Consider the following 19,403-nt stretch of genomic DNA (forward strand, 5'->3'; position numbering starts at 1 on the left):
GGCGTGGGAAACCGCGCCCCCTTTTTCTATGCTATTTCTTGATGCGCAGAAACCGCGCGGCATTGTTGTAGAGAATATCGCGCTTCTGCTCAGGCGTGAGATAGTCGGCGTTCTGAATGATCCCGATCGAATAAGCCATCAGGCCCGGCCAGAGCAGTTGATCAGTGCCATACATCACACGGTCACCAAATCCGCCCTCGACAAGGCGCTGGATATAGCGGTTCACTTCCTTGCGCGGATAAGACCAGATCAGCCCGGCGATATCGACATAGACATGGCTGTTGGCCTGAAGCAGCGTGAGCATGTTTTCGACCATGGGATAGCCCGCATGCATCACCTGCACCCGCAGTTTGGGATGGCGGGCCAGCAGATCCTCGAGCAGCAGCGGATTACCCATCGAGCCACGGAAGGTAGGACGCGAGATGTTCGAGCGCCCCGAACCGCCGGTGCCCATATGGATGGCGACAGGAATATCCAGCTTCTCCGCCAGTGCGAAATAGGGCTCGGCGCGCATATCGCTGGGCGAAATGCCTTCGTATTGCAGGCCAATCTCGCCCATCACCTTGAAGCCGTCCTTGGTGAAGGCAACCTCGAGTCGCTTGAGTTGATCGGCCTGATCGGGGGTGGTCACGCTTTTGAAAGCGGTGCCGGGGATCACGCGTTCGGGCGCGGCGGCCTGCCATTTCTTGACCTCTGCCGGATCGCCGAAAACGACGCCCGTCACATTCAGCCTTTTCATCTCGGCCAACACCTCGGGCATATATTGCCCCTTGGCTGCCGGATAGAGGCGCGGCGTGCAATCCTCCTTTGACCAGCCAAACGGCGCTTCGGGTCCATCGGCAGGATCCGAGGCAAGGAAACGGTCGGCATTGGGGCACATCGGCATGCCCCCGCTGGCAAATTCGCCGGCATGCATATGCACGTCGATCACCGGACCAGGCTCACCAGCGGCGTTCTGGGCCATGGCCGAGCCAATTATGAAAACGTTACCAAGCATGGATGCGGTTAAAGCGGCTCGCAGGCCCGACTTGCGCATTCTTTCTCTCCCATGGGGTGAAGGTTCCGGGCGTCTTCCCTGTTTCGCGCCCGCATGCACATCCTTGCGCGCCAGACTTACGCCGTCAAGTCAGCCATTTCTTCGCGCCCCCTTGCAGCGCAGCGCCAGTGCGATAGTTTTACCTGCATGAACACAGAAGAAATCATCACCCAATTGAGCGCCATCTATGATGCCGCCGTCGCCACATTGCGGTCCGATATCGCGGATTTCGCCGAAAAGGGTACGATCCCGTCCGCCGCACGGATTGCCGAAAACGCATGGTGCTACCCCGAATTGCGGGTCCATTATTCGGGCCGTGAGACTCATCCCGATGCCAGTCGCGCCTTTGGCCGCCTCAATGATGCAGGCTCCTATGCCACCACCGTCACCAAGCCGCACCTGTTCGCGGGCTATCTTGAGGAACAATTGCTGACGCTGGCCGAGGATTACGAAATCACGGTCGAGGTGGCCCGCTCCAATCAGCAGATCCCCTTCCCCTATGTGCTGGACGCCACCAATGCGACATCGGCGCGGCCATGGGAACTGGCTCAGCATTTCCCGACCACCGAACTGGCGCTGATCGGCGATGAACTGTCCGACGGACTGGTTGATATGGGTCAGGACGGCCAGGTGATGCCATTGGCGCTGTTTGACGGCCTGCGCACCGATTTCAGCCTGGCCCGCCTCGCCCACTACACCGGCACCAGCCCCAGCCATTTCCAGCGCTACATTCTCTTCACCAACTATCACCGCTATGTCGATGAATTCGTCGATTGGGCCGGCCAGCAATTGGGCGAGAACGGCTATACGGCGCTGTCGGGCGCGGGGGGACTGTATCTGACCCAGCGACATGACAATGCGCGTGTCCTGCTCTCTGACACCGCCTGGCGGCGGCATCAGATGCCCGCCTATCACCTGATCGGTCCGAACCGCAGGGGGATCACGCTGGTCAACATCGGCGTCGGCCCGTCCAACGCGAAAACCATCTGCGATCACCTTGCGGTGCTGCGCCCCGAAGCGTGGCTGATGATCGGCCATTGCGGCGGCCTGCGCGACACACAGAAGATCGGCGACTACGTGCTGGCCCATGCCTATCTGCGTGATGACCATGTGCTCGACCCGGTCCTGCCGCCAGAGATCCCCATTCCCGCGATTGCCGAGGTTCAGCGCGCGCTGGAACATGCCGCCGAAATCATTTCCGGGCAGACCGGCGCGAATCTGAAAAAACGCCTGCGTACCGGCACCGTGGTCACTACCGACGACCGCAACTGGGAACTGCGCTATACGCTCTCGGCCCAGCGTTTCAGCCTGAGCCGGGCGGTGGGCATTGACATGGAGAGCGCCACGATCGCCGCACAGGGCTATCGCTTCCGCGTTCCCTATGGCACGCTGCTCTGCGTGTCGGACAAGCCGCTGCATGGCGAGATCAAGCTGCCCGGACAGGCCAACCGCTTCTATGAAGAAGCTATCGCCGCGCATCTGGCCATCGGCACCACCACGGTCGACCTGCTGCGTGCCGAAGGCCAGCGCCTTCATTCGCGCAAGCTGCGCGCCTTTCGCGAACCGCCATTCCGCTGAACGTCCTTGCGGGATAAACAAAAAGGGCTGCGGCACTTCTGCCGCAGCCCTTCTGAATTCACGACCCGGAAGAGTCGATGAGGATTATTCCTCACCTTCATCCGCAGTCAGAACCGGACCCGAATCCTGGCCCTTGGCGGCCACGTCACGGTCAACCAGTTCGATGATCGCCAGAGGTGCGGCGTCCGAAGCACGGATGCCTGCCTTGATCACGCGGGTGTAACCACCGCTACGATCAGCATAGCGCGAAGCCAGAACGTCGAACAGCTTGACCAACTGAGCATCGTCCTGAAGGCGGGCGTGCGCCAAACGACGGTTCGAAAGACCGCCACGCTTTGCCAGCGTGATCAGCTTCTCGAGGTAGGGGCGAAGTTCCTTGGCCTTGGGAACAGTGGTCAGGATCTGCTCATGCTTGATGAGCGAAGCCGACAGGTTGCGCAGCAGCGACTGGCGGTGCTGGCTGGTGCGGTTCAGCTTACGCTGGCCGTACTTATGACGCATTGCATATTCCTTCGCGTTCGTAGGGGGGCCGGTTTAGGTACCCCGATCCAGGCGGACATTTACGGCAGCCGCCAAAACCGTTTGGCGGGGCCGGTATCCCAGCCCCGCCGAACCTTTAGCCCAGAAGCTCCTGTTCGAGCTTCTTGGCCATTTCCTCGATGTTCTCAGGCGGCCAACCGGGGATATCCATCCCCAGACGCAGACCCATCGAAGAGAGCACTTCCTTGATCTCGTTGAGCGACTTGCGGCCGAAGTTCGGCGTGCGCAGCATCTCGGCTTCGGTCTTCTGAACCAGATCGCCGATATAGATGATGTTGTCGTTCTTGAGACAGTTGGCGGAGCGGACCGACAGTTCCAGTTCGTCCACCTTCTTAAGAAGGTAACGGTTGAGCTGATTCGTGTCGCCTTCTTCCGGAGCAGCAGCAGCAATGCCGCCAATCATCGGAGCCGCGCCAACCGGAGCAATATCCTCGAAGTGGACGAACAGAGCCAACTGGTCCTGCAGAATGCGCGCAGCATAGGCCACCGCGTCTTCAGGAGCCACCGTACCATCGGTTTCCACCGAAAGGCTCAGCTTGTCATAGTCCAGTTCCTGACCGATACGCGCATTGTCAACCTTGTAGCTGACCTGACGCACCGGCGAGTAAAGCGAGTCGACCGGAATGAGACCAATCGGTGCATCAATCGGACGGTTCTGCACCGCCGGCACATAGCCCTTGCCGCTGTCTGCGGTCAGTTCCATGTTCAGCGTTGCACCTTCGTCGAGGTGGCAAATCACGAGGTCCTTGTTCATGACCTCGATATCGCCCGTCACTGCAATATCGCCAGCGCGCACTTCGCCCGGACCGGTGGCCGAGAGCTGCAAGCGCTTCGGACCTTCGCCCTGCATCTTGAGCGCGATCTGCTTCACGTTCAGCACGATGTCGGTAACGTCTTCACGCACACCGGCCAGCGAGCTGAACTCATGCAGCACGTTCTCGATCTTGATCGAGGTGATCGCGGCGCCCTGCAGAGAAGAAAGCAGGACGCGACGCAGCGCATTGCCCAGCGTCAGACCGAAACCGCGTTCCAGCGGTTCGGCGACGAAAGTCGCGCGGCGCTTGGGGTCGTTCCCCGGCTTGACTTCGAGGCTGTTGGGCTTCTTCAGTTCCTGCCAGTTCTTGATGTTGACAGTCATGGACTTCCCCTGATTTCTCTACTGGCGGGAACGACCACGGCGCTCCCGCACGATGCGGGCCGCGGTCGATCCTTGTGGCTGCGCGGACGGCCAAACACCGCCCGCGCAAGCACGATCAGACGCGGCGACGCTTCGAAGGCCGCACACCGTTGTGCGGGATCGGGGTCACATCGCGAATCGAGGTGATGGTGAAGCCGACAGCCTGCAGCGCACGCAGCGCGCTTTCGCGGCCCGAACCAGGCCCCTTGACTTCGACTTCCAGGGTGCGCACGCCGTGTTCGGCGGCCTTCTTGCCAGCGTCATCCGCAGCCACCTGAGCGGCATACGGGGTCGACTTACGGCTGCCCTTGAAACCCATCATGCCGGCGCTGGACCAGCTGATCGCATTGCCCTGAGCGTCGGTGATGGTCACCATCGTGTTGTTGAAGCTGGCATTGACATGCGCAATGCCGCTCGAAATATTCTTACGTTCCCGCTTGCGAAGGCGCTGGGGTTCACGTGCCATGGGATCTTATCCTCGTCTTCCGGTCAAACAGATGAAGCTAGCGGGAACCGCTTACTTCTTCTTACCAGCGATGGGCTTGGCCTTACCCTTGCGGGTGCGGGCGTTGGTGTGGGTGCGCTGACCGCGAACGGGCAGACCCTTACGGTGACGCAGGCCGCGATAGCAGGCCAGATCCATCAGACGCTTGATGTTCATCGCGGTTTCGCGACGAAGATCGCCTTCCACGGTGTGCTCGGCGTCAATGGTTTCACGGATGTGCAGGACTTCAGCGTCCGACAGATCCTGAACGCGACGACTGTGGTCAATGCCCAGCTTGTCAGCGATCTGCTTGGCCTTGAACGAGCCGATACCATGAATGTAGGTCAGCGCGATGATAACGCGCTTGTTGGTGGGGATATTAACCCCGGCAATACGAGCCACTCTTTTCTCCATGCTCCACAGGGATGTGCGGAAGGGCCGCTTCCGATGAAGCAACAGGCCACACACCCCCATCTCAACGCTTTTTCACAATGGCAAATTCAGATCGCCTTGACGGCAAAAAGCCCGACGGGCGCACAATAACAAGTGCCTCCTGCCGGACTGACCCTTTTCGACATGCGAAGAGCGCGCCTAGACCGATTCGCCCGCCAAGTCAACGCGAGCGATCAAATTTTTGCGGAAAGGTAAACCGGAAAATTTGGTTCCCTTACGCGAGGCGCCCCGAAACAGAAAAACCCGCCCCTGCCAGTCCACAGCCCGGCAGGGGCAGGAAACACTTCAAGCTATAATCCGTTCGATCGCCTCGGTAACATGCCCAAGTTCGGCCATGCCATTGACGCGCGAAACAATGCCGCGCGCCTCATAGATCGGCAGGATCGGCGCGGTCTTGGCGCGATATTCGGCCATGCGCGTGCGCACCGTTTCCTCATTGTCGTCAGGCCGACGCTTAAATTCGGTGCCGTTGCACTTGTCACACACGCCAAAGGCCTTGGGCTGCTCGAACTTGTCGTGATAGCCCTTGCCGCAATTGGCGCAGGTAAAGCGACCGGTGATGCGCTCAACCAGAGCGTCTTCATCAACGTCCAGTTCGATCACATGGTCCAGCTTACGGCCGCGCTCCCCCAGAATGGCATCGAGCGATTCGGCCTGCGCCGCCGTGCGCGGATAGCCATCAAAAATCGCGCCTGCTTCGGGCCCCATACTGTCAAGCTCTTCACCGATCAGCGCCGAAACAATCGCATCCGAAACCAGTTCGCCACGCTCCATCACCGCCTTTGCTTCAAGGCCCACGGGCGTGCCCGCCCTGACGGCAGCACGCAGCATGTCGCCGGTCGAAAGCTGGCGGAAGCCATGACGCTCAACGAGGCGCTGGGCCTGGGTGCCCTTGCCAGCCCCCGGCGGTCCAAGCAGAATGATATTCACTGGTCTCTCCCCTCCGTTCAGACCATCAAGGCGGCGCGCGTCAGCGCATCCGCCCCTTGAGTTTCGCCTTCTTGATCAGATCACCATATTGATGAGCCAACAGATGCGACTGAATCTGGGTGATGGTATCAACGGTCACGTTCACCACGATCAGCAAACTCGTGCCGCCAGCCACCACCAGCCGCAGCCCGGTTTGCTCCATGAAGAACTCGGGCACAACACATACTATGGTAATATAGGCAGCGCCGATCACCGTGATTCGCGTCAGAACATAGTCGAGATAGGTCGACGTGTTCTTGCCCGGACGAATGCCCGGAATGAAGCCGCCGTTGCGCTTGAGGTTGTCCGCTGTCTCCTCCGGGTTGAACACCACGGCGGTGTAGAAGAAGCAGAAGAACACGATGCCGATGGCATAGAGTGCCATGTACAGCGGCTTACCATGCCCCAGATACTGATTGAGCGTGACAATCACATTGCCCAGCGCCGAATCGGGCGCAACCGATTTGCCGGCAAATTGAGTGATGGTCAGCGGCAGCAGCAGCAGCGAACTGGCGAAGATCGGCGGAATCACGCCTGCTGTGTTGATCTTGAGCGGCAGATGGCTGCGATCTGCCTGCATCATGCCGTTCTGAGTCGCACGCTTGGGATACTGGATCAGCAGGCGGCGGGTGGCGCGCTCCATAAAGCTGATGAACAGAATCATGCCCACCACCAGCGCCACCATCGCAAAGATGGTCAGCCCGTTGACTGAACCCGAACGCCCGCCCTCAAACAGCTGGATGAAAAATTGAGGCATCTGGGCCACAATACCTGCCATGATGATCAGCGAAGTGCCGTTGCCGATACCCCGGCTGGTGATCTGTTCGCCCAGCCACAGCAGGAACATCGTCCCGCCGATCAGCGAAATCACAGCACAGACGCGGAACAGCATGCCCGGAATAACCACAGCCTGAAGCCCGGCCGAAGTGCCGTATGCCTCAAGACCCGAAGCGATAGCCCAGCCCTGAATAGCCGTCAGCAGCACCGCGCCATAGCGCGTCCACTGGTTCAGCTTCTTACGCCCGCTCTCGCCTTCCTTTTTCAGCGAGGCCAGCGCCGGATGCAGCGAAGCGGCGAGCTGCACGACAATCGAGGCCGTGATATAGGGCATGACGCCAAGCGCGATGAGGCTCATGCGCTCGAGGCTGCCGCCCGAGAAAGTGTTGAAAATGTCGAGAATGCCACCCTGCGTCTTGGCGTAAAGCTGCTGGAGCACCAGCGGATTGACGCCCGGAAGCGGGACGAAGCTCAGAAAACGAAAGACAATCAGCGCCCCGACGGTGAACCAGATGCGGCTCTTGAGTTCCGTCGCCTTGTTGAAATTGGCGAGACTGAGTGTACTGGCGATATTATCGGCGCGCGATGCCATAGGATTGCTCAAACCCTGACCCTGGCCGCCAAAACGGGCGGCGGACCTTTACCCATAGGTGGGAAAGGATAAGGACTGCGGGCGGGGATACAACCCCCGCCCGCAAGCCCAGACCAAATTACTCGGCAGCTTCAGCCACGGCCGGCACTTCGACCGAACCACCGGCAGCTTCAACAGTCGACTTGGCACCGGCAGAAACGCCGGCAACCTTGAAATTGACCTTGGCGCTGAACACACCCTTGCCGAGCAAACGCACGCCGTCCTTGCCGCCACGGGCCAGACCAGCACCCTTGAGCGCGGCGTGATCCACAACAGCGGAAATGTCGAGCTTGCCGGCGTCGATCGCCTTCTGGACCATGCCCAGGTTCACTTCAGCATAGTCCTTGCCAAACGGGTTGTTGAAACCACGCTTCGGCAGACGCATGTGAAGCGGCATCTGACCGCCTTCGAAACCATTGATCGACACGCCCGAACGCGCCTTGGCACCCTTCTGACCGCGGCCAGAAGTCTTGCCCTTGCCCGAACCGATGCCGCGGCCGACGCGGATACGACGGTGGCGGGCGCCAGCATTGTCACGGATATCATTCAACTTGGTCATATTCTGCACTCGCTTTCGCTTTTATCGCGCTTGATGGAAGGCGGGCCCTTAGGCGAAATACGTCGCCATGTCACCCCTTTTCCGCGCGGGGCCCGCCCCGGGCTATTGTGCCGCAAGATCCGTCAGTTGCCACAGGTGGCACACATTCGGACAAACAAACGTTCATACCGGCACGGCCCTGCACGAATACTCAGAGCGCCCACCATCTCCATGATGTCAGGCAAACAAGGTCTATAGCGCAGCACGAGAATCAGTGCGCCAACGCAATTACTCTGGTCTGCACATATGGGCTGGCCCACTCCATTCTTCCTGAGCTGCAAACAAATCAGATAAAACATAATCCCACGTCAAGCCGCCAGGTCGCCTCAACATTCGTCCCTACGCCCCCTCCCCCATCAGGTCCCAGCAACCGACCACAAGAAAAGGCCCCGGATCACTCCGAGGCCTTGTCCTTTTGCTTCAACCTGAAAGCGCGAAGTCGATCAGTCGACCACGGCCACCAGATGGGGCAGCTTTGCGATCGCACCGCGAACTTCGGGGGTATCCGTCAGTTCGACAACGCGATTCATCTTGTTCAGACCCAGTCCGATCAGCATCTTACGCTGAGCTTCGGGCCGACGGATCGGCGAACCGATCTGCTTGATCTTGATGGTTGCCATTGCGCTTACTCCGTAATCGCAGCGGCAGCAGCTTCAAGCTGCGCCTCAGAGTGGTGATGCCCATCGCGGTTCAGCAGGTCGGTGACCTTCTTGCCGCGACGCTGCGCCACCGACTTCGGGCTCGACTGGTTGGTCAGAGCGTCGAAAGTGGCGCGGATCATGTTGTAGGGGTTCGAGGTGCCGACCGACTTGGTCACCACGTCATGAACGCCCAGGCTTTCGAAGACAGCGCGCATCGGGCCGCCAGCGATGATACCCGTACCGGCCGGGGCCGAACGCACGCTCACCTTGCCAGCGCCAAAATGGCCCTTGCCGTCGTGGTGAAGGGTGCGCGCTTCCTTGAGGGGAACGCGAACCATCTTCTTCTTGGCCGAAGCGGTCGCCTTGGTGATGGCTTCGGGCACTTCGCGCGCCTTGCCATGACCAAAGCCAACGCGGCCCTTGCCATCGCCCACCACCACGAGAGCAGCAAAGCCGAAGCGCTTACCGCCCTTCACGGTCTTGCTGACGCGGTTGATGTGAACGAGCTTTTCGATCAGCTCTTCACCCTGCTCCTCGTCAGGCTTGCCGCGACGGTCGTCGCGGCGACCACGACCGCGGCCTTCGCCACGCTCGCCATCGCGTCCGCGACCACGACCACGACGACCTTCACGCTCGTTGCCCTCGGGAGCGGCTTCGGCGCCGACAACGGCACCGGTTTCAAGGTTGGTTTCGTCAGCCATTGTCAGAACTCCAGCCCGCCTTCACGGGCGGCATCGGCCAGCGCCTTGACGCGGCCATGGAACAGGAAACCGCCGCGATCGAACACGACAGTGGTGACGCCAGCGGCCTTGGCGGCTTCCGCCAGTTCCTTGCCCACAGCAACAGCGGCATCGACATTGGCGCCGATATCCTTGCTGCCCTTCTTCAGCGACGAAGCCGAAGCGAGGGTACGACCAGCAGCATCGTCGATGATCTGGGCGTATATGTGGCGACCCGAACGGTGCACCGACAGACGGGGACGCCCACCGGCGCGAGCCTTGAGGGCGGTGCGAACGCGCCGACGACGGCGCTCGAACAGAGACAGCTTGGCCATTACTTCTTCTTCCCTTCCTTGCGGAAGATGAACTCGCCAGCGTACTTGATACCCTTGCCCTTATAGGGTTCGGGCTTACGCCAGCGACGGATCTCGGCCGCAACCTGACCCACCTTCTGCTTGTCGATACCGGAAATCAGGACCGTGGTGTTATCCGGGGTCTTGATCTCGATGCCTTCGGGAACGTCGAAGTTGACGTCGTGGCTGTAGCCCAGCTGAAGCTTGAGCACCTTGCCCTGAGCGGTGGCGCGATAGCCCACACCGGTGATCTGCAGGGTCTTGGTGTAGCCTTCGGTCACACCGGTGATCAGATTCGAGACGAGCGTGCGCTGCATGCCCCAGAACGCGCGAGCCTGCTTCGTGTCGTTGGCGGGCTTCACCAGGATGGTGTCGCCGTCAACAGCATAGCTGATCTCGTCACGCAGGTTCAACGTCAGCGCGCCCTTGGGGCCCTTCACGGACAGCACGCCATCGGCGATGTTCGCCGAGACGCCCGCCGGAATGGCAACAGGCTTCTTACCAATGCGGCTCATTAGAACACCTCCGCCAGCACTTCGCCGCCGACGTTGGCAGCGCGCGCTTCGGCATCCGAAAGCACGCCGCGGGGCGTCGAGACGATGGTGATGCCAAGGCCGTTACGCACCACGGGCAGTTCCTTGCTGCCCGAGTACACACGGCGACCCGGCTTGGAGACGCGAGCGAGATGCTTGATCGCGGGCTCGCCTTCGAAATACTTCAGCTCGATGCGCAGCTGCGGATGGGCGCCGGTGGCGTCCTCCGAATAGCCACGGATATAGCCTTCGCGCTGGAGCACTTCGAGAACGCGCGAACGCAGCTTCGAAGCCGGCGAAAGGACGGAATCCTTCTTCGCCTGCTGGCCGTTGCGGATACGGGTGAGCATATCACCCAGAGGATCGGTCAATGCCATCGCTTTGTTCCTTACCAGCTCGACTTCGTCACGCCGGGGATCATGCCCTTATTGGCAAGATCACGCAGCTCAACGCGGCACAGGCCGAACTTGCGATAGTAGCCGCGCGGGCGGCCGGTGGTGGCGCAACGGTTGCGCACGCGGGTCGGGTTCCCGTTGCGGGGAATCTCGGCCAGCTTCAGGCGGGCAATCAGACGCTCGGTTTCATCAGCCGATTCATCGTCAGCAACAGCCTTCAGCTTCGCGTACTTAGCTGCGTACTTCTTGACGAGGGCCTTACGGCGCTCGTTCTTGTTGATCGAACTCAGTTTCGCCATGGACTTAAGCTCTCTTTCTCAATCTTGCTCGCTCACGCCGCCTGCTTGGCTTCGGCGGTGGCAGTGAACGGGAAACCGAAGAGACGCAGCAGTTCGCGCGCTTCCTCGTCGGTCTTGGCCGAGGTGGTGACGATGATGTCCATGCCACGCACCTTGTCGATCTGATCGTAGCTGATTTCCGGGAAGATGATCTGCTCTTTCAGACCCATGGCATAGTTGCCACGGCCGTCGAAGCTCTTCGGATTCAGGCCACGGAAGTCGCGGATGCGGGGCATCGCGATCGTGATCAGACGGTCAAGGAATTCGTACATACGCTCGCGACGCAGCGTAACCTTGCAACCGATCGCCATGCCTTCACGCAGCTTGAACTGCGCAACCGACTTCTTGGCACGGGTCACCACCGGCTTCTGGCCGGCAATGGCTTCCATTTCGGCGGCAGCGGTCTGGACCTTCTTGCGGTCCTGCGTGCCTTCACCCACGCCCATGTTGAGCGTGATCTTTTCGATCTTCGGGATTTCGAGCGCGTTCTTGTAACCAAACTTTTCCGTCATCGCAGCAGCGATTTCGGCGTCATACTTGGTCTTGAGACGCGGAGTGTACTTATCAGCCATCGATAGCCTCCCCGGACTTCACGGCCACGCGGACCTTCTTGCCGTCCTTTTCCTCGAAGCGGATGCGGGTTGCCGCACCGGTCTTCGGATCGACGAGACCAACCTTGCTGATAGCCATCGGCGCCTCACGACGCTCGATGCCACCCTGCGGGTTCACCTGGGTCGGCTTGCGGTGACGGGCAGCGACGTTCACGCCGGTAACCACAACCTTGCCTTCCTTAGGCAGGACGGACAGAACGGTGCCGGTACGGCCCTTGTCCTTGCCCGAACGGACGATCACATTGTCGCCCTTCTTGATCTTAGCAGCGGACATTACAGAACCTCCGGAGCCAGCGAGATGATCTTCATGTAGCCCTTGGCGCGCAGTTCGCGCACGACGGGGCCAAAGATACGCGTGCCGATGGGCTCCGCGTTCTTGTTGATCAGCACAGCCGCGTTACCGTCGAAACGGATAACCGAACCGTCGGGACGGCGAACGTCCTTGCGGGTACGAACGATCACCGCGCGGTGAACGTCGCCCTTCTTGACCTTGGCGCGCGGCTGGGCTTCCTTGATCGACACCACGATGATGTCGCCAACGCCAGCGGTACGACGCTTCGATCCACCCAGCACCTTAATGCACTGGACGCGCTTGGCACCGCTGTTGTCAGCGACGTCAAGCTGGGATTGCATCTGGATCATGGATCCGGTTCCTTACGTTAGGCTTGCCGGAACAAGTCCGGCAGTTCCAAAAAACGGCGCCCGCGCAAACGGGCACCGTGAAGCGGTCCGGCGCCCTAACCCGATTCGGGTCAGAGCGCCAGAGAATTTTTCAACGACCTTAGACGTCCGCCTCGACAGCGACGCCCTTGCCCGCCTGAACCCGCTCGATCACCTTCCAGCTCTTAAGCTTGGAGATCGGGGCGGTTTCCTCGATGCGGACAACTTCGCCGGCTTTGAAGGCGTTGTCTTCGTCGTGGGCGTGATACTTCTTCGAACGGCGGATGATCTTCCCATAAAGGGGGTGCTTCACCTTACGCTCGACCTTCACGACCACGGTCTTGTCGGTCTTGTCGGAAACCACGGTCCCGATAAGAATACGCTTGGGCATGGTTTCCTCCTTACGCCTTCGCTGCAACAGAACGCTCACTCTGGAGCGTCTTGATGCGGGCGATGTCGCGGCGCACTTCCTTGATGCGTGCAGGACGCTCAAGCTGGTTGGTGGCGGCCTGGAAACGGAGGTTGAAAGCCTCGCGCTTCAGGTCGCCCAGCTCGGCAACCAGCTGGTCATCGCTCTTGGCACGCAGATCAGCGATCTTGGTCATTATTCGCCTCCCAGGTGCGAGGTGTCGCCAAGCTTGGCGACAACCTTGGTCTTGATCGGCAGCTTCATCGCGGCGCGCTCAAACGCACCGGCGGCCAGCTCACCCGAAACGCCGTCCAGTTCGAACAGGATCTTGCCCGGCTTGACGCGAGCAGCCCAATATTCGATCGAACCCTTGCCCTTACCCTGACGGACTTCAGCAGGCTTCTTCGAGACGGGCAGATCGGGGAACACGCGGATCCACAGGCGACCCTGACGACGCAGGTGACGCTGAATGGCACGACGTGCAGCTTCGATCTGACGAGCGGTGACGCGCTCCGGCTCCATGGCCTTAAGGCCGTAGGAACCGAAGTTCAGGTCGGTGCCGCCCTTGGCGTTGCCGTGCAGACGGCCTTTGAACGCCTTGCGGAACTTGGTCTTCTTCGGTTGCAACATGATCTGTTACCTCAACCTCAACGTGCAGGACGCACGCCGGAGGTCTGGGCCTCCATCATGAGACGGTCCTGCGCCATCGGATCGTGACCAAGGATTTCGCCCTTGAAGATCCACACCTTGATGCCGATGATACCATAGGCGGTGAGCGCCTCGGCTTCGGCATAGTCGATGTTCGCACGCAGAGTGTGAAGCGGAACGCGGCCTTCGCGATACCATTCGATACGCGCGATTTCAGCGCCACCCAGACGGCCCGAGCAGGTGATCTTGATGCCTTCAGCACCAAGACGCAGCGCGGACTGAACGGCACGCTTCATGGCGCGACGGAAGGCAACACGGCGGATCAGCTGATCAGCAATGCCCTGAGCGACAAGCTTCGAGTCGATTTCCGGCTTGCGGATTTCGACGATGTTGAGCTTGACGTCGCTGCCTGTGAACTTGGCGAGCTGAAGGCGCAGCTTTTCAATGTCTGCCCCCTTCTTGCCGATGATCACGCCCGGACGAGCAGCGAAGATCGACACGCGACACACCTTGGCAGGACGCTCGATCACCACCTTCGAGATCGCGGCCTGAGGCAGCGTCTTGAAGATGAACTTGCGCATCTTGAGGTCTTCCTCAAGAAGCTTGCCGTAGCTGCGACCTTCCGCATACCAGCGGCTGTCCCAGGTGCGGTTGATCTGCAGGCGCAGACCGATGGGGTTGCTCTTATGACCCATGGATCAGGCCTCCTGAACTTCGCGCACCACAATGCGCAGACGGCTGAAGGGCTTCAGGATGCGGGTGGACTTGCCACGGCCGCGGGTGTGGAAGCGCTTCATCGTGATCGACTTGCCGACCGAAGCCTCAACCACGACGAGGCTGTCCACGTCGAGGTTGTGGTTGTTTTCGGCGTTGGCGATGGCCGAAGCCAGCACCTTGCGAGCGTCAACCGCCATGGCCTTCTTCGAGAAGGTCAGGATGTTCAGCGCATCTTCAGCCTTCTGGTTGCGGATAAGCGCCGCAACCAGATTGAGCTTCTGAGCCGAGCCGCGGATCTGCGTACCGACCGACAGGGCTTCGTTGTCGCCAACGCGACGGGGAGCTTTAGGCTTGCTCATCAGCGCTTGCCCTTCTTGTCAGCGGCGTGGCCGGGGAACGTGCGCGTCGGCGCGAATTCGCCCAGCTTGTGGCCGACCATGTCCTCATTCACGGACACGGGGATGAACTTATGCCCGTTGTAGACGTTGAACGTCAAACCAACGAACGTCGGCAGGATCGTCGACCGACGCGACCAGGTCTTGATCGGGCCGGCACGGTTGCCAGCATCCTGGGCGACCTCGGCCTTTTTCAGCAGGTGCAGGTCGACGAAAGGACCTTTCCAGACGGAACGAGCCATTGTCGATTACCTCTTCTTCTTCGCATGACGCGAGCGGATGATCATACCGTCAGTCTTCTTGTTATGACGGGTGCGAGCGCCCTTGGTAGGCTTGCCCCACGGCGTAACAGGATGACGACCGCCCGAAGTACGGCCTTCACCACCACCATGCGGGTGGTCGACCGGGTTCTTGGCAACGCCGCGGGTAAGCGGACGCTGGCCAAGCCAACGGTTGCGACCGGCCTTTGCAAGGTTGGTGTTGGCGTTGTCGGGGTTCGACACGGCGCCAACGGTGCCCATGCAATCGCCACGCAGGTAGCGCTGTTCGCCCGAGTTCAGACGAACGATCACCAGACCACGGTCACGGCCCACGACCTGCACATAGGTGCCGGCCGAACGAGCGATCTGACCACCCTTGCCCGGCTTCATTTCCACGTTGTGGATGATGGTGCCGACCGGGATCTGCGACAGAAGCATGGCATTGCCGGGCTTCACGTCGGTCTTTTCGCCAGCGACAATGGTGTCGCCGACAGCCAGACGCTGCGGTGCGATAATGTAGGTCTGCTCACCGTCTTCGTACTTGACGAGGGCGATGAACGCGGTGCGGTTGGGGTCATATTCCAGACGCTCAACGGTTGCCGGCTGGTCCCACTTGCGACGCTTGAAATCGATGAAACGATAGCGCTGCTTGTGGCCACCGCCGATACCGCGGCTGGTCACGTGACCTTTGTTGTTACGACCACCGGTCTTGCTCTTACCTTCGGTAAGCGCCTTGACCGGCTTGCCCTTCCAGAGGGCGCTCTTGTCAACCAGAACGAGGCCACGACGGGCCGGGCTGGTCGGGTTATAGCTCTTGAGTGCCATGTTCTACCGCCCTCAGATCCCGCTGGTCACGTCGATCGACTGGCCTTCAGCCAGGGTCACAACGGCCTTCTTGACGTCGGTGCGCTTGTAGGGCTTGCCCTTCCAGCGCTTGGTCTTGCCCTTCTGGGTCAGGGTGTTCACACCCGTCACCTTCACGCCGAACAGAGCCTCGACCGCAGCCTTGATTTCAGGCTTGGTCGCGCGTTCGGCCACCTTGAAGACCACCGCGTTGTTCTCGGAGAGCAACGTGGTCTTTTCGGTGATGTGGGGCGCCACGATCACGTCATAATGACGCGTGTCGATGCTGTCCTTAGCCATTGAAACGGGCCTCCAGCTTCTCGACAGCGGCGCGGGTCAGCACCAGCGTGTCATGCTTCAGGATGTCGTAAACATTCGCGCCCACGGCGGGCAGAACGTTCACGCCGACGATGTTGCCTGCGGCGCGGGCGAAGTTCTCGTTCACCGCTTCGCCGTCAATCACCAGCACCTTGCCGGCATAGCCAGCCTTGGCGAGCGTTGCAGCCAGAGCCTTGGTCTTGGCTTCCGCCAGTTCCAGGTTCTCAACGACCACCAGACCGCTGTTGACCTTCGAGGACAGAGCGAGCTTGAGGCCGAGCGCACGGATCTTCTTGTTCAGCGACAGGCTGAAGTCACGGACGCGAGGACCATGAGCCTTACCACCGCCGATGAAGATCGGAGCCTTGCGGTCGCCATGACGGGCAGTACCGCCACCCTTCTGGTTGCCGAACTTCTTGCCGGTGCGGGCCACATCGCTGCGCTCGCGAGCGCCACGGGCGGTGCCGCGACGGTTTTCCAGCTGCCAGGTGACAACACGGTGCAGAATGTCAGCGCGCGGCTCGAGGCCGAACACCGCATCGTTCAGTTCGATTTCGCCAGCAGCGGCCGAACCGTCGAGGTTTTGCAGAGTTACCTTGACCACGACTTAGCCCTCCTGACCTTCGGCAGCTTCAACAGCCGGAGCAGCATCGACCACAGCCGACTTGATAGCGGCGGGGTACGGAGCGTCGGCATGACGAGCGACCTTGACCGAATCGCGAACGAGCAACCAGCCGTTCTTCGCGCCGGGCACCGAGCCCTTGACGAAGACCAGACCGCGCTCATCATCGGTGCGGACAACTTCGAGATTCTGTTGGGTGCGCTGACGATCACCCTGATGACCGGCCATCTTCTTGTTCTTGAAGACGCGGCCCGGATCCTGACGGTTACCCGTCGAACCATGCGCACGGTGAGAGATCGACACACCATGGGTGGCGCGCATACCGCCGAAGCCCCAGCGCTTCATAGCGCCCGAGAAGCCCTTACCCTGGGTGTGGCCGGTGATGTCAACCAGCTGGCCCGACACGAAGTGCGAGGCAGCGATGGTCGAACCGACCTCCAGCACGGCGTCATCGGCCACACGGAATTCGGCAACTTCCATCTTCAGCGGAACTTCAGCCTTGGCGAAGTGCTCGCGCTGCGGCTTGTTGACATTCTTTTGCTTGGCGGCGCCCGCACCCAGCTGCAGAGCGACATAACCGTCGCGCTCAGCGGTACGAACCGAAACCACCTGGCAGTCTTCCAGCGACAGAACAGTCACAGGAACGTGACGTCCATCTTCCTGGAAAAGGCGAGTCATCCCCACCTTCTTAGCGATCACGCCGGTGCGCATGACCTTTTACTCCTTACAGAGGCCTGCAGCGGACCATCCCCCACAGGCGTGTTCAACCCAATGTACGAAGCGGACCCCGTCCGGGTCGAGTGCCAAGCCATCTCAGGCTCGGCAAGACGGGGGACGCTGCCCGGAACAAGTGCCAATCCACAGATCAGCGAGACTTCCGGAGGTATCCCATTTCCCTTTGCAGACTTAGCTGCGCAGGCACCATTTCTGGCAAACAGCCGAATCAAAATCGGCCAGAGGTCGCGCCCTTAGCAGACGCAATCCCTTTATGCCAGCTTGATTTCAACGTTGACGCCTGCGGCGAGATCGAGCTTCATGAGCGCATCGACGGTCGCAGCGTTGGGCTGAACGATGTCCAGCAGACGCTTGTAGGTGCGAACTTCAAACTGCTCGCGCGACTTCTTGTCGATGTGGGGTCCGCGGTTAACGCAGAACTTCTCGATCTTGGTCGGCAGCGGAATGGGCCCGCGGATGAGTGCGCCCGTACGACGGGCGGTGTCGGCGATCTCGCCGGTGGCCTGATCCAGCACGCGATGATCGAATGCCTTCAGGCGAATGCGGATGTTTTGAGCTTCCATGTCCTGCTACCGATGAGAAAGAGCCAAAAAAGAAAGAGTGCCCTTCGCTGCTTAAGCAAAGGGCGCCCCTTGAAAACCGGAACCCGGAAGCGACGAATCACCTCCGGGCTGCGCGGCCTATATTACTTCGTGATCTTCGCGACAACCCCCGAACCGACGGTGCGGCCGCCTTCGCGGATAGCGAAGCGGAGACCTTCGTCCATGGCGATCGGCGCGATCAGTTCAACCTGAAGCTTCACGTTGTCGCCGGGCATCACCATTTCGGTGCCCTCGGGCAGCGTGACCGAGCCGGTCACGTCGGTGGTGCGGAAGTAGAACTGCGGACGATAGTTCGCGAAGAACGGCGTGTGACGGCCACCTTCGTCCTTCGACAGCACGTAAACTTCCGATTCGAAGTTGGTGTGCGGGGTGCAGGTGCCGGGCTTGGCCAGAACCTGACCGCGCTCAACGTCTTCACGCTTGATGCCGCGGCACAGAGCGCCGATGTTGTCGCCGGCTTCACCCTGGTCGAGCAGCTTGCGGAACATTTCCACGCCGGTCACGGTGGTCTTGGCGGTGGCCTTCAGACCAACGATTTCGACTTCTTCACCAACCTTGATGATGCCGGTTTCAACGCGGCCGGTCACAACCGTACCACGACCCGAAATCGAGAACACGTCTTCGACGGGCATCAGGAAGGGCTTGTCGGTCGGACGGGGGGGCTGCGGGATGTAGTTGTCGACAGCTTCCATCAGCTTGTAGATCGATTCCTTGCCGATGGCATCGTCACGACCTTCAAGAGCGGCCAGAGCCGAACCGGGGATCACGGGGATGTCGTCGCCAGGGAAGTCGTAGGACGACAGCAGCTCGCGGATTTCCAGCTCGACGAGCTCGAGGATTTCCTCGTCGTCAACCTGGTCGACCTTGTTCATGTACACGACCAGAGCCGGCACGCCGACCTGACGGGCGAGCAGGATGTGTTCGCGGGTCTGCGGCATCGGGCCGTCAGCAGCGTTCACCACCAGGATCGCGCCGTCCATCTGGGCAGCACCGGTGATCATGTTCTTCACATAGTCAGCGTGACCCGGGCAGTCGACGTGAGCGTAGTGACGGTTGGCGGTCTCGTATTCCACGTGAGCGGTCGAGATCGTGATGCCGCGTTCGCGCTCTTCGGGAGCCTTGTCGATGTTCGCGTAGTCCGTGAACGTCGCGCCGCCGGTTTCGGCCAGCACCTTGGTGATGGCAGCGGTCAGCGTGGTCTTGCCGTGGTCAACGTGACCGATGGTGCCGATGTTGCAGTGCGGCTTGGTCCGCTCAAACTTAGCCTTAGCCATGTTTCAAACCTTCTTTTCGTTCAAATGAGATTTCTGCACGAGACGGCACCTGCCAGACTCGCCTGAAATTCAGGCGCCGCCCCTAGC

Annotated in this window: 30 protein-coding genes; 1 reads left to right on the plus strand and 29 read right to left on the minus strand. The window is 60.4% G+C overall.

Annotation, left to right across the window (positions count from 1 at the left end; translation table 11 throughout):
• Positions 1-31: 31 nt before the first annotated feature.
• Positions 32-964, minus strand: a complete 933-nt coding sequence (locus tag PQ457_RS11450; RefSeq protein WP_273616984.1) for an amidohydrolase family protein — start codon at positions 962-964, stop codon at positions 32-34.
• 219 nt (positions 965-1,183) lie between these two features.
• Between PQ457_RS11450 and PQ457_RS11455 the strand changes: the two genes are divergently transcribed.
• Complete coding sequence (locus PQ457_RS11455) at positions 1,184-2,614, plus strand: AMP nucleosidase (protein WP_273616985.1); 1,431 nt, start codon at positions 1,184-1,186, stop codon at positions 2,612-2,614.
• A gap of 84 nt (positions 2,615-2,698) precedes the next feature.
• Here PQ457_RS11455 and rplQ read toward each other — a convergent pair whose 3' ends face one another.
• From rplQ to tuf, 28 genes are all read right to left on the minus strand, one after another.
• Positions 2,699-3,115, minus strand: coding sequence for a 50S ribosomal protein L17 (rplQ, locus tag PQ457_RS11460; protein ID WP_273616986.1), 417 nt, complete (start codon positions 3,113-3,115; stop codon positions 2,699-2,701).
• Between the two features lie 115 nt (positions 3,116-3,230).
• A complete protein-coding gene (locus tag PQ457_RS11465; RefSeq protein WP_168603810.1) occupies positions 3,231-4,292 on the minus strand; it encodes a DNA-directed RNA polymerase subunit alpha in 1,062 nt (353 codons plus the stop codon).
• 115 nt (positions 4,293-4,407) lie between these two features.
• The gene (gene rpsK, locus PQ457_RS11470; RefSeq protein WP_168603811.1) at positions 4,408-4,797 is read right to left on the minus strand and encodes a 30S ribosomal protein S11; all 390 of its coding nucleotides are present in this window, start codon (positions 4,795-4,797) and stop codon (positions 4,408-4,410) included.
• Between the two features lie 51 nt (positions 4,798-4,848).
• Positions 4,849-5,217 carry a 30S ribosomal protein S13 gene (rpsM, locus tag PQ457_RS11475; protein WP_168603812.1) on the minus strand — a complete coding sequence of 123 codons (369 nt, stop codon included), beginning with the start codon at positions 5,215-5,217 and terminating at the stop codon, positions 4,849-4,851.
• Between the two features lie 336 nt (positions 5,218-5,553).
• Positions 5,554-6,198 carry an adenylate kinase gene (locus PQ457_RS11480; RefSeq protein ID WP_273616987.1) on the minus strand — a complete coding sequence of 215 codons (645 nt, stop codon included), beginning with the start codon at positions 6,196-6,198 and terminating at the stop codon, positions 5,554-5,556.
• 40 nt (positions 6,199-6,238) lie between these two features.
• Positions 6,239-7,606: a preprotein translocase subunit SecY gene (secY, locus tag PQ457_RS11485; RefSeq protein WP_273619314.1), complete on the minus strand. Its 1,368-nt coding sequence runs from the start codon at positions 7,604-7,606 to the stop codon at positions 6,239-6,241.
• Positions 7,607-7,724: 118 nt separating this feature from the next.
• Entirely contained in the window at positions 7,725-8,204 is a 480-nt protein-coding gene (rplO, locus tag PQ457_RS11490; RefSeq protein ID WP_273616988.1) for a 50S ribosomal protein L15, read from the minus strand.
• Between the two features lie 482 nt (positions 8,205-8,686).
• Positions 8,687-8,863 (minus strand): 50S ribosomal protein L30, encoded by a 177-nt coding sequence (gene rpmD / locus PQ457_RS11495; RefSeq protein ID WP_273616989.1) that lies wholly within the window; start codon positions 8,861-8,863, stop codon positions 8,687-8,689.
• 5 nt (positions 8,864-8,868) lie between these two features.
• Positions 8,869-9,585, minus strand: a complete 717-nt coding sequence (gene rpsE / locus PQ457_RS11500; RefSeq protein ID WP_273616990.1) for a 30S ribosomal protein S5 — start codon at positions 9,583-9,585, stop codon at positions 8,869-8,871.
• Positions 9,586-9,587: 2 nt separating this feature from the next.
• The gene (rplR, locus tag PQ457_RS11505; RefSeq protein WP_168603817.1) at positions 9,588-9,938 is read right to left on the minus strand and encodes a 50S ribosomal protein L18; all 351 of its coding nucleotides are present in this window, start codon (positions 9,936-9,938) and stop codon (positions 9,588-9,590) included.
• Positions 9,938-10,471: a 50S ribosomal protein L6 gene (gene rplF / locus PQ457_RS11510; protein ID WP_273616991.1), complete on the minus strand. Its 534-nt coding sequence runs from the start codon at positions 10,469-10,471 to the stop codon at positions 9,938-9,940. Before rplF ends, rplR begins: the two co-directional genes overlap by 1 nt.
• Entirely contained in the window at positions 10,471-10,866 is a 396-nt protein-coding gene (rpsH, locus tag PQ457_RS11515; RefSeq protein WP_168603819.1) for a 30S ribosomal protein S8, read from the minus strand. The genes rplF and rpsH overlap by 1 nt, the downstream gene beginning before the upstream one ends.
• Before the next feature lie 11 nt (positions 10,867-10,877).
• Positions 10,878-11,183: a 30S ribosomal protein S14 gene (gene rpsN, locus PQ457_RS11520; protein WP_168603820.1), complete on the minus strand. Its 306-nt coding sequence runs from the start codon at positions 11,181-11,183 to the stop codon at positions 10,878-10,880.
• A gap of 32 nt (positions 11,184-11,215) precedes the next feature.
• On the minus strand, positions 11,216-11,794 hold the full coding sequence (gene rplE / locus PQ457_RS11525; protein ID WP_168603821.1) for a 50S ribosomal protein L5: 579 nt from the start codon (positions 11,792-11,794) through the stop codon (positions 11,216-11,218).
• The gene (rplX, locus tag PQ457_RS11530; RefSeq protein WP_273616992.1) at positions 11,787-12,107 is read right to left on the minus strand and encodes a 50S ribosomal protein L24; all 321 of its coding nucleotides are present in this window, start codon (positions 12,105-12,107) and stop codon (positions 11,787-11,789) included. The genes rplE and rplX overlap by 8 nt, the downstream gene beginning before the upstream one ends.
• Positions 12,107-12,475 (minus strand): 50S ribosomal protein L14, encoded by a 369-nt coding sequence (rplN, locus tag PQ457_RS11535; RefSeq protein WP_110869606.1) that lies wholly within the window; start codon positions 12,473-12,475, stop codon positions 12,107-12,109. The genes rplX and rplN overlap by 1 nt, the downstream gene beginning before the upstream one ends.
• Positions 12,476-12,614: 139 nt before the next feature.
• Positions 12,615-12,884, minus strand: a complete 270-nt coding sequence (gene rpsQ, locus PQ457_RS11540) for a 30S ribosomal protein S17 (RefSeq protein ID WP_168603823.1) — start codon at positions 12,882-12,884, stop codon at positions 12,615-12,617.
• A gap of 10 nt (positions 12,885-12,894) precedes the next feature.
• A complete protein-coding gene (gene rpmC / locus PQ457_RS11545; RefSeq protein ID WP_273616993.1) occupies positions 12,895-13,098 on the minus strand; it encodes a 50S ribosomal protein L29 in 204 nt (67 codons plus the stop codon).
• Complete coding sequence (rplP, locus tag PQ457_RS11550; RefSeq protein WP_168603824.1) at positions 13,098-13,532, minus strand: 50S ribosomal protein L16; 435 nt, start codon at positions 13,530-13,532, stop codon at positions 13,098-13,100. Before rplP ends, rpmC begins: the two co-directional genes overlap by 1 nt.
• A gap of 17 nt (positions 13,533-13,549) precedes the next feature.
• Positions 13,550-14,245, minus strand: coding sequence for a 30S ribosomal protein S3 (rpsC, locus tag PQ457_RS11555; RefSeq protein WP_168603825.1), 696 nt, complete (start codon positions 14,243-14,245; stop codon positions 13,550-13,552).
• A 3-nt stretch (positions 14,246-14,248) separates the two neighbouring features.
• Positions 14,249-14,626 (minus strand): 50S ribosomal protein L22, encoded by a 378-nt coding sequence (rplV, locus tag PQ457_RS11560; protein WP_172342600.1) that lies wholly within the window; start codon positions 14,624-14,626, stop codon positions 14,249-14,251.
• Positions 14,626-14,904 (minus strand): 30S ribosomal protein S19, encoded by a 279-nt coding sequence (rpsS, locus tag PQ457_RS11565; protein ID WP_168603827.1) that lies wholly within the window; start codon positions 14,902-14,904, stop codon positions 14,626-14,628. Before rpsS ends, rplV begins: the two co-directional genes overlap by 1 nt.
• A gap of 6 nt (positions 14,905-14,910) precedes the next feature.
• Positions 14,911-15,747 (minus strand): 50S ribosomal protein L2, encoded by an 837-nt coding sequence (gene rplB, locus PQ457_RS11570; protein ID WP_168603828.1) that lies wholly within the window; start codon positions 15,745-15,747, stop codon positions 14,911-14,913.
• Positions 15,748-15,759: 12 nt separating this feature from the next.
• Positions 15,760-16,065, minus strand: coding sequence for a 50S ribosomal protein L23 (locus tag PQ457_RS11575; RefSeq protein ID WP_168603829.1), 306 nt, complete (start codon positions 16,063-16,065; stop codon positions 15,760-15,762).
• A complete protein-coding gene (gene rplD / locus PQ457_RS11580) occupies positions 16,058-16,687 on the minus strand; it encodes a 50S ribosomal protein L4 (RefSeq protein ID WP_273616994.1) in 630 nt (209 codons plus the stop codon). Before rplD ends, PQ457_RS11575 begins: the two co-directional genes overlap by 8 nt.
• Before the next feature lie 3 nt (positions 16,688-16,690).
• Positions 16,691-17,416: a 50S ribosomal protein L3 gene (rplC, locus tag PQ457_RS11585; RefSeq protein ID WP_168603831.1), complete on the minus strand. Its 726-nt coding sequence runs from the start codon at positions 17,414-17,416 to the stop codon at positions 16,691-16,693.
• 275 nt (positions 17,417-17,691) lie between these two features.
• Positions 17,692-18,003, minus strand: a complete 312-nt coding sequence (gene rpsJ / locus PQ457_RS11590; RefSeq protein WP_091146544.1) for a 30S ribosomal protein S10 — start codon at positions 18,001-18,003, stop codon at positions 17,692-17,694.
• Between the two features lie 122 nt (positions 18,004-18,125).
• Positions 18,126-19,316, minus strand: a complete 1,191-nt coding sequence (gene tuf / locus PQ457_RS11595) for an elongation factor Tu (protein WP_168603832.1) — start codon at positions 19,314-19,316, stop codon at positions 18,126-18,128.
• Positions 19,317-19,403: the final 87 nt, after the last annotated feature.

It is taken from the genome of Novosphingobium humi (assembly GCF_028607105.1).
In the GTDB taxonomy this organism is placed as follows: domain Bacteria; phylum Pseudomonadota; class Alphaproteobacteria; order Sphingomonadales; family Sphingomonadaceae; genus Novosphingobium; species Novosphingobium humi.

Coding starts and splice junctions, on each gene's coding strand:
- PQ457_RS11455 (WP_273616985.1), top strand. CDS start 1,184: ATGAACACAGAAGAAATCATCACCCAATTGAGCGCCATCTATGATGCC.
- rplV (WP_172342600.1), bottom strand. CDS start 14,626: ATGAGCAAGCCTAAAGCTCCCCGTCGCGTTGGCGACAACGAAGCCCTG.
- PQ457_RS11465 (WP_168603810.1), bottom strand. CDS start 4,292: ATGACTGTCAACATCAAGAACTGGCAGGAACTGAAGAAGCCCAACAGC.
- rplX (WP_273616992.1), bottom strand. CDS start 12,107: ATGTCCGCTGCTAAGATCAAGAAGGGCGACAATGTGATCGTCCGTTCG.
- rplO (WP_273616988.1), bottom strand. CDS start 8,204: ATGACCAAGTTGAATGATATCCGTGACAATGCTGGCGCCCGCCACCGT.
- rpmD (WP_273616989.1), bottom strand. CDS start 8,863: ATGGCAACCATCAAGATCAAGCAGATCGGTTCGCCGATCCGTCGGCCC.
- rpsN (WP_168603820.1), bottom strand. CDS start 11,183: ATGGCGAAACTGAGTTCGATCAACAAGAACGAGCGCCGTAAGGCCCTC.
- rpsS (WP_168603827.1), bottom strand. CDS start 14,904: ATGGCTCGTTCCGTCTGGAAAGGTCCTTTCGTCGACCTGCACCTGCTG.
- rplR (WP_168603817.1), bottom strand. CDS start 9,938: ATGGCCAAGCTGTCTCTGTTCGAGCGCCGTCGTCGGCGCGTTCGCACC.
- rplP (WP_168603824.1), bottom strand. CDS start 13,532: ATGTTGCAACCGAAGAAGACCAAGTTCCGCAAGGCGTTCAAAGGCCGT.
- rpsJ (WP_091146544.1), bottom strand. CDS start 18,003: ATGGAAGCTCAAAACATCCGCATTCGCCTGAAGGCATTCGATCATCGC.
- secY (WP_273619314.1), bottom strand. CDS start 7,606: ATGGCATCGCGCGCCGATAATATCGCCAGTACACTCAGTCTCGCCAAT.
- rpsC (WP_168603825.1), bottom strand. CDS start 14,245: ATGGGTCATAAGAGCAACCCCATCGGTCTGCGCCTGCAGATCAACCGC.
- rplC (WP_168603831.1), bottom strand. CDS start 17,416: ATGCGCACCGGCGTGATCGCTAAGAAGGTGGGGATGACTCGCCTTTTC.
- rpmC (WP_273616993.1), bottom strand. CDS start 13,098: ATGACCAAGATCGCTGATCTGCGTGCCAAGAGCGATGACCAGCTGGTT.
- rpsE (WP_273616990.1), bottom strand. CDS start 9,585: ATGGCTGACGAAACCAACCTTGAAACCGGTGCCGTTGTCGGCGCCGAA.
- PQ457_RS11450 (WP_273616984.1), bottom strand. CDS start 964: ATGGCCCAGAACGCCGCTGGTGAGCCTGGTCCGGTGATCGACGTGCAT.
- PQ457_RS11575 (WP_168603829.1), bottom strand. CDS start 16,065: ATGGCTAAGGACAGCATCGACACGCGTCATTATGACGTGATCGTGGCG.
- rplB (WP_168603828.1), bottom strand. CDS start 15,747: ATGGCACTCAAGAGCTATAACCCGACCAGCCCGGCCCGTCGTGGCCTC.
- rplE (WP_168603821.1), bottom strand. CDS start 11,794: ATGGCTGATAAGTACACTCCGCGTCTCAAGACCAAGTATGACGCCGAA.
- rplF (WP_273616991.1), bottom strand. CDS start 10,471: ATGAGCCGCATTGGTAAGAAGCCTGTTGCCATTCCGGCGGGCGTCTCG.
- rpsH (WP_168603819.1), bottom strand. CDS start 10,866: ATGGCATTGACCGATCCTCTGGGTGATATGCTCACCCGTATCCGCAAC.
- rpsK (WP_168603811.1), bottom strand. CDS start 4,797: ATGGCACGTGAACCCCAGCGCCTTCGCAAGCGGGAACGTAAGAATATT.
- rpsQ (WP_168603823.1), bottom strand. CDS start 12,884: ATGCCCAAGCGTATTCTTATCGGGACCGTGGTTTCCGACAAGACCGAC.
- tuf (WP_168603832.1), bottom strand. CDS start 19,316: ATGGCTAAGGCTAAGTTTGAGCGGACCAAGCCGCACTGCAACATCGGC.
- rplN (WP_110869606.1), bottom strand. CDS start 12,475: ATGATCCAGATGCAATCCCAGCTTGACGTCGCTGACAACAGCGGTGCC.
- rplQ (WP_273616986.1), bottom strand. CDS start 3,115: ATGCGTCATAAGTACGGCCAGCGTAAGCTGAACCGCACCAGCCAGCAC.